Source organism: Vibrio sp. S9_S30, assembly GCF_014694455.1.
In the GTDB taxonomy this organism is placed as follows: Bacteria; Pseudomonadota; Gammaproteobacteria; order Enterobacterales; family Vibrionaceae; genus Vibrio.
Window position 1 is genome coordinate 174,281 of record NZ_JAAUWT010000002.1, and the last position, 16,197, is coordinate 190,477.

The 16,197-nt window shown below is 44.4% G+C and carries 16 protein-coding genes and 1 other RNA gene; 10 read left to right on the forward strand and 7 right to left on the reverse strand.

What is annotated here, in order from left to right; genetic code table 11:
• Positions 1-289: 289 nt before the first annotated feature.
• The gene (locus HC752_RS03010) at positions 290-3,613 is read left to right on the forward strand and encodes an Ig-like domain-containing protein (RefSeq protein ID WP_190333596.1); all 3,324 of its coding nucleotides are present in this window, start codon (positions 290-292) and stop codon (positions 3,611-3,613) included.
• Positions 3,614-4,046: 433 nt separating this feature from the next.
• Here the strand turns inward: HC752_RS03010 and HC752_RS03015 are convergent, their stop codons facing one another.
• Complete coding sequence (locus HC752_RS03015) at positions 4,047-5,153, reverse strand: MBL fold metallo-hydrolase (protein ID WP_190333597.1); 1,107 nt, start codon at positions 5,151-5,153, stop codon at positions 4,047-4,049.
• Between the two features lie 109 nt (positions 5,154-5,262).
• On the opposite strand from HC752_RS03015, the gene HC752_RS03020 reads away from it, so the two are divergent.
• Together HC752_RS03020 and HC752_RS03025 are read left to right on the forward strand one after the other, a co-directional pair.
• Positions 5,263-6,180, forward strand: coding sequence for a LysR family transcriptional regulator (locus HC752_RS03020; RefSeq protein ID WP_190333598.1), 918 nt, complete (start codon positions 5,263-5,265; stop codon positions 6,178-6,180).
• A 150-nt stretch (positions 6,181-6,330) separates the two neighbouring features.
• Positions 6,331-6,708 (forward strand): hypothetical protein, encoded by a 378-nt coding sequence (locus HC752_RS03025; protein ID WP_190333599.1) that lies wholly within the window; start codon positions 6,331-6,333, stop codon positions 6,706-6,708.
• 54 nt (positions 6,709-6,762) lie between these two features.
• On the opposite strand, the gene ssrA is transcribed toward HC752_RS03025, so the two are convergent.
• Both ssrA and smpB read right to left on the reverse strand, forming a co-directional pair.
• Positions 6,763-7,129: a transfer-messenger RNA gene (gene ssrA / locus HC752_RS03030) on the reverse strand.
• A 68-nt stretch (positions 7,130-7,197) separates the two neighbouring features.
• Positions 7,198-7,683 carry an SsrA-binding protein SmpB gene (gene smpB / locus HC752_RS03035; protein WP_190333600.1) on the reverse strand — a complete coding sequence of 162 codons (486 nt, stop codon included), beginning with the start codon at positions 7,681-7,683 and terminating at the stop codon, positions 7,198-7,200.
• A 255-nt stretch (positions 7,684-7,938) separates the two neighbouring features.
• Here smpB and HC752_RS03040 point away from each other — a divergent pair, with 255 nt between their 5' ends.
• Together HC752_RS03040 and HC752_RS03045 are read left to right on the forward strand one after the other, a co-directional pair.
• Positions 7,939-8,370, forward strand: coding sequence for an SRPBCC family protein (locus HC752_RS03040; RefSeq protein WP_202987880.1), 432 nt, complete (start codon positions 7,939-7,941; stop codon positions 8,368-8,370).
• A complete protein-coding gene (locus HC752_RS03045) occupies positions 8,371-8,691 on the forward strand; it encodes an RnfH family protein (RefSeq protein WP_190333602.1) in 321 nt (106 codons plus the stop codon). It begins immediately after the preceding gene.
• Positions 8,692-8,808: 117 nt separating this feature from the next.
• Here the strand turns inward: HC752_RS03045 and bamE are convergent, their stop codons facing one another.
• The 3 genes from bamE to nadK form a co-directional block, all read right to left on the reverse strand.
• Positions 8,809-9,168: an outer membrane protein assembly factor BamE gene (gene bamE / locus HC752_RS03050; protein WP_190333603.1), complete on the reverse strand. Its 360-nt coding sequence runs from the start codon at positions 9,166-9,168 to the stop codon at positions 8,809-8,811.
• A 260-nt stretch (positions 9,169-9,428) separates the two neighbouring features.
• Positions 9,429-11,093: a DNA repair protein RecN gene (recN, locus tag HC752_RS03055; RefSeq protein WP_190333605.1), complete on the reverse strand. Its 1,665-nt coding sequence runs from the start codon at positions 11,091-11,093 to the stop codon at positions 9,429-9,431.
• 128 nt (positions 11,094-11,221) lie between these two features.
• Positions 11,222-12,106, reverse strand: coding sequence for an NAD(+) kinase (gene nadK, locus HC752_RS03060; RefSeq protein ID WP_190333607.1), 885 nt, complete (start codon positions 12,104-12,106; stop codon positions 11,222-11,224).
• A 152-nt stretch (positions 12,107-12,258) separates the two neighbouring features.
• Between nadK and grpE the strand changes: the two genes are divergently transcribed.
• Positions 12,259-12,858 carry a nucleotide exchange factor GrpE gene (gene grpE / locus HC752_RS03065; RefSeq protein ID WP_190333609.1) on the forward strand — a complete coding sequence of 200 codons (600 nt, stop codon included), beginning with the start codon at positions 12,259-12,261 and terminating at the stop codon, positions 12,856-12,858.
• Positions 12,859-12,922: 64 nt separating this feature from the next.
• On the opposite strand, the gene HC752_RS03070 is transcribed toward grpE, so the two are convergent.
• Positions 12,923-13,333 carry a type IV pilin protein gene (locus HC752_RS03070; RefSeq protein ID WP_190333611.1) on the reverse strand — a complete coding sequence of 137 codons (411 nt, stop codon included), beginning with the start codon at positions 13,331-13,333 and terminating at the stop codon, positions 12,923-12,925.
• A 102-nt stretch (positions 13,334-13,435) separates the two neighbouring features.
• On the opposite strand from HC752_RS03070, the gene HC752_RS03075 reads away from it, so the two are divergent.
• Genes HC752_RS03075 through HC752_RS03090 form a run of 4 tightly spaced genes read left to right on the forward strand, consistent with a single transcriptional unit; the run spans position 13,436 to position 16,175 of the window.
• A complete protein-coding gene (locus HC752_RS03075) occupies positions 13,436-13,933 on the forward strand; it encodes a GspH/FimT family pseudopilin (protein WP_190333851.1) in 498 nt (165 codons plus the stop codon).
• Positions 13,914-14,504: a PilW family protein gene (locus tag HC752_RS03080; RefSeq protein ID WP_190333613.1), complete on the forward strand. Its 591-nt coding sequence runs from the start codon at positions 13,914-13,916 to the stop codon at positions 14,502-14,504. Before HC752_RS03075 ends, HC752_RS03080 begins: the two co-directional genes overlap by 20 nt.
• On the forward strand, positions 14,501-15,775 hold the full coding sequence (locus tag HC752_RS03085; RefSeq protein WP_190333614.1) for a hypothetical protein: 1,275 nt from the start codon (positions 14,501-14,503) through the stop codon (positions 15,773-15,775). The genes HC752_RS03080 and HC752_RS03085 overlap by 4 nt, the downstream gene beginning before the upstream one ends.
• The gene (locus HC752_RS03090) at positions 15,765-16,175 is read left to right on the forward strand and encodes a type IV pilus modification PilV family protein (RefSeq protein ID WP_190333615.1); all 411 of its coding nucleotides are present in this window, start codon (positions 15,765-15,767) and stop codon (positions 16,173-16,175) included. The genes HC752_RS03085 and HC752_RS03090 overlap by 11 nt, the downstream gene beginning before the upstream one ends.
• The last annotated feature ends 22 nt before the right edge of the window (positions 16,176-16,197 follow it).

Consider the following 16,197-nt stretch of genomic DNA (forward strand, 5'->3'; position numbering starts at 1 on the left):
CTCAGGATAGGGAAATCACGTCAATTACTCAAACTTTCTTGATTTGCCTTTTTACTCAATCGGCGAGCGATTTGAATTCATGCTGAAGAGCTGATTGATGATTAAATCCGCAATTAAAGATAAGCAAGACGGTTACAATCTTGTTATTGATATTTTGATACATTTCTTTCTTTCATAACCATTTGATATGAGTCGCAAAAATACCAATTGTGATTTTTTTATTAGTTATCACTGAACTAACCTTCGAGGGTTAAATTACAGATAGTCAAAAACTAAATAAAGGTTAGGTATGGATAACAAAGTAAATGCAATGCAGGGAGTTGTAAGGTTTAAACTTTCTCGGTTGGCGGTGGCGTGTTTGGGAAGTTCGGTGCTGCTGACTGGTTGTATTTTTGATGATGATTCAAACAACGCTAGTAATAGTGCCGCCCCTGTTCAAGTCAGCTTGCCGATTACCAGTGGGTTGCCCATTCAACTCGTTGTGAGCAATGGTGCTAACCAAGAGTCTGTTGGTGGGCTAAATGTTGATGCGCAATTCCAAATCGAAGGGCAAGATAGCAACGTAGACATTTCAATCATTGATTCTGACGGTATTGTTGTGGCGGGGTACAAGGATGGCGCTAGTTTTGTTTCTGGTGATATAAAAATTCCATCTTCAGGCTTTTTACCCCTGACATTAAAATCCGAGAACCTGAAAAAAGTAGACGAATCGTCCGTTATTTTGAGTATGGTTGTTTCGGGAGAGGGCTTTTTCTCCAATGCGGCGACGTATGATCTTTTGTCTTCAGACACCTCTTTGCAAAATCGAGTGGAAGTATTGCCTAAATCGACCGCCCCTGACTTTGCTGGTGCGTTTGCTGAAGAAACCGTGCCGCTGAATGAGAACGTGGTGACCCAACAAGTGGTGATCAGTACTCCGATCAAATCGATATCCACGTTATCAGGGCAAATTCTTGATAATGCTCAGATTTCCATAGATATACCAGCGAATACCGAATTTTTTGATAGTCATGGGAATCCATTTGAACCAACGGGCGCGGTGAAAGCATCCGCAATGCTGGTCTCTGCTGATCCCAAAAGCCTTTCTGATAGCTCGAACAATCCTTTGTTTGCTTTCCCAGGTGGACTGGAAGTTAGCGGTATTGATGGGGCAACACCCTCAGACTTAAATAACGATTCTGAATTTAGTTTTATCAGTGCAGGCTTTGTTGCTATCGAAATCAAAGACAGCTTAGGGAATCAAGTTTCTCAGTTCGGTGGGGACGGAATAAGCCTAAACTTTGAAGTGCCGAAAAGCACGGTTCACCCGAACACATCTCAACCTCTAAAGTTGGAAGATGGATCCATCCCATTATGGAGCTACAACGAGAACACAGCGAAATGGTCCTATGAAGGGGAAGCGCTGATCACCGCTGAAAATGCCAATACGTTTAGTGTGGTGAAAAAGATAACGCACTTGTCTTATTACAACCTTGATTGGTATGGAACAAACCGATGTAAGCTCGATGTCGATGTATTGGACAAAGATGGGCAACCCAATAATCAGAGGTTGCGTCTTTCTTATGCTCGTAAAGATGGTGGTTGGGCTTATAAGCGATCAGGGTGGGGAAATGATCTAGATAAATTGAACATTCAAAGAGTCCCAGCCTTCGCAGGTACGTTCGATTTGTTGGATAGCAGCGGAAATAGCCTGTTGGCTTCCATAGAAGTGGATGGGCAAAGTATCGCGGTTGGAAGTGGAGAAAAAGGCGTTAAGCTTGAGGATTTTTGTTTTGGTGAAACGAACGATGCGTCAAAGTCCTTCACAGCACACCTAAACATTAAGAACCCTCCAAGAATAAACCTGAAACCAAGTGTGGAGCTGGTTTGCCCGACGGACACAACCAAAACAGCAAGCGCAACCAGTGGGCGTTACTACTTGTATGAAGGTTACTCGTATATCCAGCAAGGGCAGGTGTCTAATGGCGAGTTAGATTTGCAGAATTTAACGGAAAATGCGCAGTATAAATTGTATTACTACGGCAGCAATGCTCGTAGTCGATTAGAATTTACCGCGTCTGACTCCCTGACGTCACTTCAATTTCCGGATCTCTCTCTTTGCCCGACAGTGAATCAAACCTTGCATACACGACTCGTTTGCTTGGACAGTAACCGAACGGTCATCAAGCAGAAACCAGCGCCATTAAGCCGCTATTGGGCATACGACGAAAGCTATTCGCAGTATATGAGAGGAAACAGCAATGAGAATGGTAATGCGACGCTAGATAAGATTGTTGAAGGCGTTAATTACTACGCAAGTGCTTACCTCAGAGACAATAACCGTTGGTACAGTGGTCGGCTTTCTACTCCGTTTGTTGGCAGTAGTTCACAAACCGCCACCGTAGATATGGCACTTAGAAGCACAGACACCTTCTGTACTACAGATGAACCTGTCGATTATGCGCAAACCGAATTGTCGAGTTCTTCGGCATCGGCAAACGCCAATGGCATCGACACTGTTACCATTACGGTTCAAGAAAAAGACCAATATGGGAATTCACGAGGCAGTAATACAGGCACTCTAACCCTCAGCGCCTCTCCTGCAAGTGGAGTGACGATTGATAACATTCAATCCCATGGTGATGGCACCTATACGGCGGTTGTGTCTTCATCGGTTGCCAGTGATATTGTGATATCAGGAAGCATTGACGGTAATGCCATTGCGGATACGGCTTCAATTGATTTTGTGCCAGCGTTAGATGTGAGCCAAACAACTCTTACCTTAAGCACCAATAGCGTTGCTGCGGATGGTTCAAGCGAAGTGATTGCCACGGTTACTCTAAAAGATTACGCGGGACAGCCTTTTGTGCCTACAAGTGGAACAGTGAGCTTTGCTACAACAGGTACTGTGAATGGCTCAGGTGTAACGAATCAAGGTGGAGGTGTGTTTACCGAAGCATTTACATCCACAACCGCAGGTTCAGTCACCATCACGCCGAAACTGAATAGTACGGATTTGGCAGCAGCACAGTCCGTTACTTTCACTTCTGCGGGGCCAGACTTAGCCCAGTCGACCATCACAGTGAACAGCTCTGCGACCAAGTTAGGCAGCGCATTGCAGTTAACGGTGACGTTGAAAAAATCAGACGGCTCTGATTACAGCCAAAGTGGCGGTACGTTAGTACTGACGTCTTCTCCTTCCAGTATAACGTATAGCGTGGTTGACAATGGTGACGGTACCTACACCGCGACCGTGAATGGTACGACGGCCACCAGCTACGTTATTACTGCAAATGTGGGGGGAGATAACCTAACGAATACCGTGAGTGTTGCCTTTACTCAAGTGGATGCCGGGAACGTGGAGATGACCTCTGGTGTGACTGTACCCAATGGAGGTACAGGGCAAATCACAGTGGTTCTGAAACAATCCGATGGCAGCAATGTTGGGCATGGCGGGCATTCAGTCGCCATTGCATCAGCCAGCTCAGTGTTTGCCTCTGCAGCAACCACGGACAATAACGATGGGACTTATGGGTTAAACGTGACATGTAACTTAACCGGTTTCACCGCACCAATTACTGTTGAAGTCGATGGCAGCAGCATTGGTACGTTCATGTTAACTTGTAATGCATAATTCGTTCTATTTACTTACCATAGAGCCAACATTTTGTTGGCTCTCATTTTCAAAAATATCTTCTACTTCAATACTCTTAAAACGAACTAGTTAATTTTTAGGTGCCAAGATAAAAGCTTTGTGAGGTTTGGTTATTCGGGTAGTAATAGGAATTTGTGTGGGAATAAAACTCGGTTACAAATACAACACAAAAGATCGGCTTACCAAAATATAAGGTGGAGAGTAAGCCGAAATTAAATAATCTCAGCTCTGGAGAACAGAATACCTTTCTAGCTGCTGCTTCTGTCGCTAGCTTTATTGAATCTACTTGCAATAGACTCGTCTCACTACTAGCAAAAAATACAGGCTAGAAATATCGTAAAACTGAGTGTGTTTCATTCAATATTTGGTACCGTTTTTCTTAATCCAGAGCGGAGTTTAAATAGACGAATTCTTAGTGGTCGATCATATCGAACAGAACTTTGATGGCGTGGGTTTCAACAGCACCTGAATTGAAACCATACATGTGACCATATTTGGGTTCTAATGCTTCTCGCACACCGGCTGAAATAGAATCTTGCCAGCGTTTCACCCAGATAAAGTGGTTACCATCTGCTAGCTGGGGTTGATAAGGGGCGATGTTGAGTTGTTTACCTACTTCGGTTCTCAGATCTTCGATATACTCCAAAAGCTTTCTTACATCTTCGGGTGAACCGATGTTACCGTGACCACCGTTTACGTATTTCCAGTGACCGCGCTCTCCTTTCTTCAATAAGAATCTAAGGTCTTCTTCATAGCCATGGAAGTTTTCGGCACCAGCAAAATTGTAGAAGGGCAGTTGGTCTGGGTTAATCATGTCTGCAAAATGCATGACCTTATCGTTTTGTATCCAAATCATGGTGTTATCTGGTGTATGACCATGCCCTTTGGGCGCAATGAAGCGCACACGTTGGTCACCAAACTTAATGGTTTTGCCACGTTTGTACTGTTGCACCTTCGTTGGTAATGGAATCTTGGCTTCTATTTCACCGTTGTCGTTTCTTGTGGTGTGGTGCATGATTTTGTCGTACACCGCCTGACTAGCGTAAATTTCTAACTTTTCTGACTGGTTCTTGTCCACGTAATCCTGAATGGCCGAGGCCCCTTCAACGTGGTCCAAATGGTAATGTGAATAAACCATTGCGGTTATCGGTTTATTAGTTATTTGCTTGACCGCTTTTAATACTGTCGCAACACGGTCGGCACCCAACGGGTCAATAAGCATGACTCCGGCTTTTTTGTCTACCACAACCGTGGTGTTGTAGTAATTCACTCCCACCCAGTAAGTGTTGTTCCCAAGCTTTTGAATCGTAGCTTTTTCATTGTCGAACTGAAGTTCAAACAAATTATCTATCTTTTGCCCTGGCTGAATAGATTGAGTGATAGACGGCGAAACATATTCCGCTTTCACTTGTCCTACATCGGGGAAATAAATCTCTTGATTATGGTGATGAGCCATTGCTCCTGTGCTAATAAGAGCAAGATAAAGTGGAGCAAGTGATCTTAATGGTTTTAGTTGCATATTTTTCTCCTTATTTCGAAAGCCATGCTAAAGAAACTCAAAATAATGCTCCAATGCACGGTTGGTATAACCGTTATGCGTATACTGAATAAAACAAAAGAAGAACTTTATGGTCGAGCAACATTTAAACCTAAGAAAAATAGATCTTAACTTGCTGCCTATTTTGGAAAAACTGCTTGAGCTCAAACACGTGAGTGAAGCAGCCAAAGTACTCGGAATGAGCCAACCAGCCGTTAGTCGGACGCTTAACCGACTACGAGAGCTGTTTCACGATCCATTGTTGGTAAGAGTGGGGACGAGGTACGAACTTACCGCTAAAGCGAAAGCGCTGGAAGTGGCATTGGTTCCAGTAAACCGGCAAATCCGAGGGTTGCTCAATCAAGTGCCCTTTGAGCCAGCAAGTGCAGAAGGGGTGTTTACTATTGGGGCTTTGGATTTTGAAATCATGATGCTGATTCCAGCGTTACTAGAGAAAGTCCGGAAAGAAGCCCCGAAACTCCGAGTGGAGTCGATGCATTACAACGCCGACATCCCCATTCATGAATACTTAGAAAAGCATGCCGACTTACTGCTGTACTCCACCAACAATTGCGTCGACTATGTCTACAAGCAGAGGCTATTCAGTGACAACTACGCGGTGATCATGTGCAACAATCACCCGCTTAGCCAAGCGCCTCTGACACTTGAAAGTTACAGCCATGCCCAGCATGTGATCATTTCAACGAATGGTATTGCAGAAACGTCAATAGACAGAAAGTTGACTAGGCTGGGGCGGAGCCGAACGGTGATTAGTGCGATTCCACACTTTTCTTTAGCGCCCGATATTGTCGCCAATACCGATCTGATTATCACCTTGCCCACAAGGCTACTCGGTAAGCTTTCACCCCACTACGACTTTCACCAGACTAGCCTACCTTTTGATATGCATGACTTTCAAGTCGACCAGTTTTGGCATTCAATTCATAAGCAAGATGCCTTACACAAGTGGATGCGAGATGCCCTAAAAACCGTGGCTGATTCCCTTTAAAAAGGCAGCAACCCCTAGGGCTATTCCTAGTGTATCAGTACTTGAGACAAGTAGGCAGGGCGCGCCAGTAGCGGTGTGTTTAGGTGAACTTACCTCCGTTTAGATCTGCCTTATGAAGATAACTTAGCATCGCTGAGTGTATTCAATAACATGAACGATTTGGTCACCTTAGGAATCCGGTCTTCATCGACGTTGGATGCTGTTTTAACGGGTGTTACCTATATTGAGGTTCTGTTAAAAGAGATCTTCGATGAAGAGTCAGCAAGTTCACCTTCACTTTTGGTTGCCGTGAAAGAAGTGCGTGAGGGCTCTTTAGAAATTATCGTCGAGCTCTTCAATAACCCTTTGGTCTACGCGGCGGCGGGTCTTAAATTTTTAAAAGACTACCCCAAATATTGCGAGAGTATAAACCTCGTGGTTTCACAGCTAAAAAGCATTTGGAAGAAGAAAGAGCCGGAACAAGAGCAATCTGACATTGTGCTGGATGTAACCTTCAAGCAAGCGCTTAATGAGAGGCGGAAAAAGTAAAATGCTCAACAAAAAGCCCGCTAACTCTATGAGCTAGCGGGCTTTCCAAACGTTTGGTGGAGCTGGCGGGAGTTGAACCCGCGTCCGAAAATCATTCATCATTGGCACTACATGCTTAGTCGATCTTTAATTTCACCATCCACCTGCGAACCGACACGCTAGTAAATGACTATCCTGAATTAGAATTCGCGCTTTTCCTCTCAGGCGGGAGAAGCCACGCTAGCTAGTTTGGGTTTGACTCTTTGTAATTCCCCGTCTTACAAGCGGAAGCTAGGGCAAAGAGGCTCTGAGCAGGGTATTAAGCTGCTAGTGCGTAGTTTTCGTCGTTTGCGACTATTTTTTTGCGGCTTTTTACGTGGCAAACCGCCCCACGGCATGCACCTCAGACTGCAGTATTCCCGTCGAATCCTAAATCAGCCCCAAAGTGTAGGTTGCATAGTACCAGAAAACCTTAGGCTGTCTAGCACCGTGCAACTCAAGTGGTCAAGATTAGCGCAAATTGCTCTTCATAACGCGAGCTTTATCGCGAGCCCAATCTTTTTCTTTTATATCAGTACGCTTATCGTGCAGTTTCTTACCCTTAGCGACCCCTACTTTTAATTTGACCCAAGAACGGGACCAATACATAGCGGTGGCAACTAAGGTCATACCTTCGCGGTTTATTCTGCCAAATAGGTTGTCGATTTCACGACGAGACATCAGCAGCTTACGCACGCGAGTAGGGTTTGCAACGGTATGAGTACAGGCTTGTTGTAGCGGGGTGATAGTCACGCCACTAATAAATGCCTCACCATCGCGGATATATACATAGCTTTCGGCGATATTGGCTTTGCCTTGACGCAGAGATTTAACTTCCCATCCCTGAAGTTCTAGACCAGCTTCGATTTCGTCGTCGATGAAATATTCGTGGCGAGCTCGTTTGTTTTGAGCAATGGTATTGCTACCTGCTTTGGGTTTTGAATTTTTCTTTGCCATAAGACCCGCATTATATACCCAAGTCCTCTAAAGATGCTAGGTGCATAGGTCATTGCAGATTGTTTTTTAAACGAAAACCTCATGAATAAAATGGGGTGGATAATGTGCTTAAATAAGTGAGTCTTTGTCGTTTATTAGCCTAGTAGCCAGTGTGTTGTATGGATCTGATTCAAGAAAACTTTCATAGGTGGATGACGTGAAGTAACATAAGAGTACGTTTCCTCCGTTTTAATGTTTTGTTTAAGTGAATCCGATATGCCGCAAGTAACCCGCAGCGCCCTCGTGCCGTATAGCGCTGAACAGATGTATAGCCTAGTCAATGATGTAGCCAGCTACCCCAGTTTTTTACCGGGTTGTTCTGGTTCTCGAATTCTTGAAAATTCTGAATCGAGCATGGTGGCATCCGTCGATGTATCGAAAGCGGGCATCAGCAAAACGTTTACGACGGCCAATCAGCTTGAAGAAGGGCGAAAAATTTTGATGCAGTTGGTGGATGGTCCATTTAAACAGCTTCAAGGTGGGTGGGAATTTACGCCGCTGGATGAAACAGCATGTAAGGTTGAGTTGAAATTAGAATTTGAATTCACCAGTAAGCTTGTTGAAATGGCGTTTGGTAAGGTTTTTAATGAGCTTACTAGTAATATGGTGAATGCTTTTACGCAGCGCGCTAAGCAGGTATACGTGTAAATGAGTAGTGTACCCAGCATGATTCACGTAGAAGTGGTTTATGCGTTGCCGCAAGAGCAGCGAGTGATAACCTTAGCAGTAGAAGCTGAGATGACGGTTCAAGAAATCATTGAGCAGTCGGGGGTGTTGGATATTTACCCCGAAATCGATTTAGCAAAAAACAAAGTCGGCATTTTTAGCCGTAATGTAAAGCTAAATGCGACGGTGCTAGACAGGGACCGTATCGAAATATACCGACCGCTTTTGGCTGATCCTAAAGAGATTCGTCGGAAAAGAGCAGAGCAAGCTAAGAAACAAGCTGAAGCTGAAAAGGCGAAATAAATCATCAGCTGAGAGCGGCACGAAATAGGCTTAATAGCGGAAATAGGTATTACGTTTGAAACAGTAAAGGCTCGCGATTGGCGAGCCTTTTTGATATTAGGTGAACTTAAATACGGTTCAGTAGACGCCTTCGAAGAAGTTTTCACTGGCGGGGAAGTCACCTTCTACTTTGACCAATCGTTCGTTGTCATCGAAACGAACAAAGAGGTTTTTCTGTATGGAGTCGTTGTGCCCTTTTGTGTGGTGATAAATGTAATACCACGTATTTGGGTAGCCATTTTCAACCAGCATTGGTGAACCTAAAACAAAACGAACTTGTTCTTTAGACATACCAAACTTGAGTCGGTCTACCGAGTTTTGCTCAATGTAATTTCCCTGATTGATGTCGATACGATAAACCAGTTTTTCTGCAACCGAGCAGCCCGTTAACATCACGAGCGCTAATGGTACTGCAACAATCCACTTTTTAAATTGCATAGGCTTTCTGTTCTTTATTACCAAGTTCAAGTTCTCGGGCGAGATGATAATCACTCTAGAGCGAGAAGTAAAAAGTTTCTCATGCCATCCATTGGCATTCTCGAATGTTTAACACCATAAATCCGCCGTGGTGAAACCTTATGACCATAGTTATAGCGATAAGTTGCACGGTTAAAAAGACAAACAGCGCAGGGGAGATCTGCGCTGTGAGGTGAATAACATTTTGAGAGTGGAATTACGTTTAGGAATGAAGGCTTCACTTAAGCTGCAAACAAGAGTTCTTTAGCATTGGCCAGCGTGCTATCTGTTATTTGGCTGCCACCCAGCAAACGTGCTAATTCGGCCACTCGTTGGTCTTGATCTAAGCAGTGCATTTGCGTTTCTGTTTTGCCGCCTTTGGTGCTTTTGGCGACAAACAATTGTTGATGACCGCATCCAGCAACTTGCGGTAAGTGAGTTACGCAAAGTACTTGTGTAGATTCTCCAAGCTTACGCAGCATTTTTCCTACTACGGCGGCAGTAGGACCACTAATGCCAACATCAACCTCATCAAAAATCAGACTTGGGGTGTCCACTTTTTGCGCGGTGATGACTTGAATGGCCAAAGAAATACGTGAAAGCTCACCACCAGAGGCTACTTTTGCGATAGGTTGCATGGGTTGACCTGGGTTGGTTGATACTAAGAAAGTGACTTGATCGATACCAAGTGGCGACGCATTATTTTCATCACGTACCACATCGATGCAGAACTTGGCTTTTTCCATGCTGAGTTCATTCATGCTTTGGGATATAAGCTTATTGAGTTCTTTGGCGTAACGTTGTCGAGATTTATTCAGTTTTTCGGCGGTGGCTAAGAACGTCAGACGTTTTTCTTTTACTTCTGCCGCCAGTGCGTCCATTTTTTCGTCGGAACAATCCAGTGCTTCAATTTGTTTGAGTAAATCTTGGTGGTGTTGATACAGCTCACTTGGCATCACGTGGTGCTTGCGTGCCATAGACATAACTTTTGAGAAACGCTCTTCAACGTAAATCATGCGAGCAGGATCCACATCGATACCATCAAGGTAATGGCGCAGCTCACTGTTTGCTTCTTCCAGCTGAATCATGGCTTCCGAAATCATATCGGGTAAGCTTGACAGTTTGGAGTCTAACTCAGCAAGCTGAAGCAACGAGTGGCTAACCGTTTGAAGAATACCTAGAGCATTCACGTCCTCACCTTCATAAATCAGCTCTATGGCTTGTTGGCAGGTGGATGCCAATTCACCGCTGTTAGCCAAGCGTTTATGTTCTTGCTCTAGTTCTGCAAATTCTTCTTCACCAATGGCGAGATCGTTGAGTTCTTTGATTTGATATTCAAGAAGCTGCTTCTGAGCGAGGTTCTCTTGGCTGTTTTGCATCAGTTGTTTGAGGTGATTGTCTGACTGGCGCCAAGTTTGGTAGTAGCTTTTGGTTTTATTCAGTAAGTTCACGTGGCCGGCGTACTGATCCAGCATAGAAAGCTGGTAGTCATTCTTCATCAACTGGTGATGGGCGTGCTGGCCGTGAATATTAATGAGGAGCTGCCCAAGCGCTTTAAGCTGCGAAGCTGGCACTGGGCTGCCGTTAATGAAGGCTCTTGAACGGCCTTCTTTCGTAATAACGCGTCTTAGAATGCATTCGCAGCCATCCATCAAATCGTTATCTTCTAGCCAACGCGTTGCGTTGATATTGTTGTCCAGTAAGAACGAGGCAGAGATGTCTGTTTTTTCTTCGCCTTGACGAACAGAGCTTGCTTCGGCGCGATCCCCCAAACATAAGCCCAGAGCATCAATAGCAATGGATTTACCTGCACCTGTCTCGCCGGTTATGGTTGTCATGCCTTTGGCAAGTTCTAGCTGTAAAGACTTCACAATCGCAAAATTATTAACACTTAGATGAGCCAGCATTTTTATTTACCTGTATAACTGAACAATACTGTATGTAAAATCAGTATATACTGTTTCTTTATACAGTAAAGTTGGGCAGGTGATTTTTTTTGTTAAGTCGATTTTTTTGTGAGCGTTATCTAAGTCTATTAGAACAGTTTGCTAGACCACCCCAGTTTATTTCTTAGCACGTGGTAGTAACTGTAGTCTTCTGGGTGAATCAGTTTGAGGACATTCGGGCTTTGATAAATATGGACTTCATCCCCGGGGGAGACGGGCAATGAAATTTGTCCATCACAACTTATCTCTTGGGTGCCACGATTATCCGGTGAAACAAGCAATTTGATGCGACGATCGCCATCGACTACTAATGGGCGGCTAGAAAGCGTGTGCGGGAACATGGGCACTAAGGAAATGGCGTTCAAGCTTGGTGACAAAATAGGCCCGCCACCAGAAAGCGAATACGCAGTAGAGCCTGTTGGGGTGGACACGATCAATCCGTCTGATCGTTGCGAGAAAGCAAATCGATCGTTAATGTACACTTCGAACTCAATCATGTGTGCGATCTGCCCTGGGTGCAGTACCGCTTCGTTAAGGGCGGCATTATGGCTTTTTACTTGTCCGTGCCTGTGCACTTCCGCTTCCAGTAGGAATCGGTTTTCCTCTAAGTATTCGCCGATAAGCACTTTCGAGAGGGCTTTTTCAAACTCCTCTGGATTGAGATCGGTGAGAAACCCAAGGTTGCCACGGTTAACGCCAATAACGGAAATGTCGAACCGAGACAAGACTCTGGCTGCACCAAGCATATTGCCATCGCCACCAACAACAATGGCGAGATCCGCTTTTTTGCCTATGTCCACTAAACTGGTGAAATGCGATCGGTCTATGTCGATCAGGATATCTTGTAACCGATCATCAATGACGACGGAATAGCCTTCTTTAATGAGCCAATGGTACAACTCTTTGTGAGTTTGAATGGCTTTGCTGTCGCGGGGTTTGCCTATAATTGCGATCACTTCAAAAGGCTTTGGCATAGAGAAAATCCGTTGTCTGAGGTTATTGTGCTTGAAACGCAAATCTTCATCCCCATAATAAAGGCAAGTTGAAGAACTATGCGAGGTTTTTTGTCTCAAAATTGTGAGCATATTATCGCATAAGTAGTTGAATTCTGAATTCTGGAGATATCATGAGCAACGAAGAAAACAAGATTAACGAAGAAGAGCTAAAGCAACAGGAAACGGCAGAAGAAGTTGATGCGGTAGGTTCTGACGCGGATATCGATTGGAACGAAGAATCGGTTCAAGATGAAACTGAAGCAAAAATCGCTCAACTTGAAGCAGCTTTGCTTTCAAGTGAAGCTAAAGTGAAAGAGCAGCAAGAATCGGTACTTCGTGCAAAAGCGGACGTTGAAAATATGCGTCGTCGCAGTGAACAGGAAATCGATAAAGCTCGTAAGTATGCGCTAAACAAATTTTCTGAAGAATTGCTTCCAGTTATCGATAACTTGGAGCGTGCTATTCAGGCAGCCGATGCAGAAAATGAAGTGATTAAGCCATTCCTTGAAGGGGTCGAACTCACACACAAAACGTTTGTGGATGTGGTATCTAAGTTTGGTCTTAAAGAGATCAACCCTGAAGGTGAGGCGTTCAACCCTGAATACCATCAGGCTATGTCGATTCAGGAAAGTCCAGACCACGAATCGAACAGCGTGATGCTGGTGATGCAGAAAGGTTATGAGTTAAATGGTCGAGTCATTCGCCCTGCTATGGTGATGGTGGCGAAGTAATTCGCAGTTATTACAGTAGAAACCCGTTCAGAAGAAGCCCACCTATTTTAGGTGGGCTTTTTTGTTACCAACACATCGCAGGGGTATTGGTCCCATATGCTTTGATTGTGAGTGTGCCACAGGAATCACTGTTTTGACCTTTATCGGGTTTTGGGGTCGCGGTGATGGTGTAAACCGACGCTGATGTGATCGCAAAGGCATACCTATCCGCTGAGGTATCGCAAATGGTGCAAGTCGAGCCAGAGACTAGGTTGCTCCAAGAATAACCATTGTTGTACGTCTGCTCCATGGTCAGTTGGATACGAATCATATCCGCCATGGCTTGCTTGCGATGCCCTTTGTACACGTAGTCGTTTAACGAGGGGTAAACCACCGCGGCGAATATGGCAATGATAGATACCGCAATCAGAACTTCGAGCAAGGTCATTCCTTTTGATGTGATCTTGCGTTTATTGCAGCTATTTTTTCGAATCATTTCCATATCTTCCTTCATTTTCGCAGCGCTATTCTTCGTTGGTGCTAGCATCTCCGCAAGTGAATTTAGATGCATAAATGAAGTTTCAGAGGAATTTGGAAGATGGCTCGCGGCTTTACACTCATTGAGCTTTTGATCACTCTGGCTCTGCTGTCTATTTTGCTTGGTGCCTTTGCCCCAAGCTATAAATCACTGACCGATGGCAACCGAATTACCCGCTTATCCAATGAACTTCAAGCTTTCTTGATTGAAGCGCGATCAGAAGCGGTGATGAGAAACCAAGACCTCTGGGTTCATGTGACCGTTTCCGGTGCGTCCAAAAATGGTGATTGGACCATTGATTTACGTGAAACGAACGCGGTATCTGGTGCTCTCGTTCAGTCGATATCGGGCGCTCCATTCAAGACGATTCACCTTAATAGTAACCATGCTTCACCGTTTAAAGTGGAAGGGGTGAACGGGCGAATCCAAGGTGGCAGCTTTAAGTTTAGTTACAAGGAAGATATGTCGGATGGCGGTTCGGTCATCACTCATTTTACTAATGGTCGAGTGAGAGTGTGTGGCAGTAGAGGGAATACTCATGGCTTCAAAGAATGTTAGCCCATCGCGCCAGTTGGGGACGTCATTGGTTGAGTTACTGATTGCCTCGGCGCTGAGCATGTTGGCGATCATGTCTATTGGTTCGGTTTATTTGACAGCACAAAAGTCGGCAACGCAACGTTCTCTCGACCTTCTGGTTTTGCAAAGTATGTCGGATACCCTTAAGTACATAAAAGAAGATGCGCTTAGAGCAGGGTACAACGGCAGTGAAAAGATTGCTGCTATTGTGTCTGGTGCGAACGACGTGTTGATAACAACGCCTAATTCTTTGGGGTATGTGTATCTGAATAAAAGCGATAAGTACGAGCATGTCTTTTTTAAGCACGAAGATAACAATATTAAGATTTGTACGACTCGCTCCGCCGCAATTGGTGCTCAAGCATCTTGCAATCGATATTTCAAAATGTTGGACGAAAATCAGGTAAAAATCACGGATTTTACGGTGACGTCGACCCCCCTTGGCTCATCAGTCAGTTCGGCATTTATCACCCTTTCTATGACCGGATCTCTTAAGAATTCGACGGATTCCATCACGCTCAATACGTCGTTCAAACAAAGGAACTGGAAATGATCCGACGTTCTGAAGGCTATATTACGCTGACGATCACGAGTTTTATCTTGTTAGCCGCGCTAATTTTGGTGATGGGGTCATATAAACAGGTTTTCTTCCAAATCAAACGTGCACAAAATGAAGTGAAAAGTCGGCAAGAACATTGGGTAGCGGAAGGGGGGCTGGAGTGCGGCTTTGCGAGCATGAACATCAGAAAACTTAGCTCTATCCCAAATAACCTGATGGTCGATTGCAATGACCTATCATTAAGCTCTTTGATGAAAGACGCGAGCAATGAATCTATATTGGTCGCAACATCAGGAAAGACAGTCGTAAAAAAAGAGATTGCGTTTTTCTCGTCTAAATCACAGGGTGCAATTCGTAGTACTTCGAACTTGATTTTTCGTGGAGACTACAAATTCACCGCCGATCCCGGGACAAAGAAATCCGCTGACAAATGGAACTGTAAAATCATCCAGTTTCAAGGAACACTCGGGCTCGTTGCTCCATATGAAAACTCTGCGTTAAAAAATAATGGCTTTGATGATTCCAATAAACCTTACTCCACATTTCCGTCTGGTCAAACATGTGCAGCGACTCACTTAACCACCAATTTCACCAAAGCAAAAGGAGATGGTATTGAACGTTGGGAATTAGGTGCTACTAAGCAAGATATTGAATATAAAGAAAATGTAGGGGACCTGTTTGAGGATGTATTTGGTGTTTCTCGGAAAAACTGGAAGCAGATAAAAAATGACCCGCTGTTTCACAAAACATCCAGTACCTCTGAAAAGTGTGGAACAACGATTGTCAATGGAATCAATGATGGGAAATCACTTATCTGGATTACGGGTTCGTGCGAGCTATCGTCAACAGATTTTTTATCTATAGACAGTGCATTTAGCAGTGCGACCAAAGTAAAGAGTGCCGTAATAGTGATAGAGAATGGGATTTTCTCTACGCGTGCAGCATACACTTTTCCAGGGATGTTTTATCACTTAAATACCCACTATAAACCCACCGTAGAAGAATGGAATACAACAGAATCCCACAAAAACTCCCCTATAAACAGTGGGCTTGCATCCGGAAGTGATTCTATTTCTTTAGACAAAATCATTTATTATCAAACTGGTGCGTTTGTTCCTTCAGGAGGCTATGTTATGGATGCCCCTGGGTTCACAGCCATGTTTAACAGCAGTATGGATTTTATGTATAACAGAGATAACTTATCAACGCCTCTCTCTCAAATCCGTAAGCTAAGATGGGCGAAAGGATCTTGGAATGACTTCTAATAAATCCCAAGGTTTTAGTTTGATTGAGGTGATGATCGCCTTTCTGATTTTCGGTGTTGGCGTCCTTGGGCTTGTGAAATTACAAACCTTTATGGAGCACAAGTCTGAACATGCGATACGCAGTTTAGAAGCGTTGTATTTAGCAGAGTCGAAATTGGAATTCTTCCGCCAGCGATCGGTGAGCGGTGCCCATGGCACCCTTATTTTTAGTCGTATCCAGTCGGGAACGGAAGTAAAAAGTGGCGGCTACACGCTAACGTGGACGGTAACACAACCGACAGGTTCCCTTTCTTCTGCGCTGAAAATCATCACGGTTGAAGGGGAATGGAAAGATCGAATGAATACCTCTCAAAAAGTGTCACTTAAAACGATGCTGTCCAGCTACAACGAGTTTGATTAGAACCCTTCGCCCCTAGTGCAAA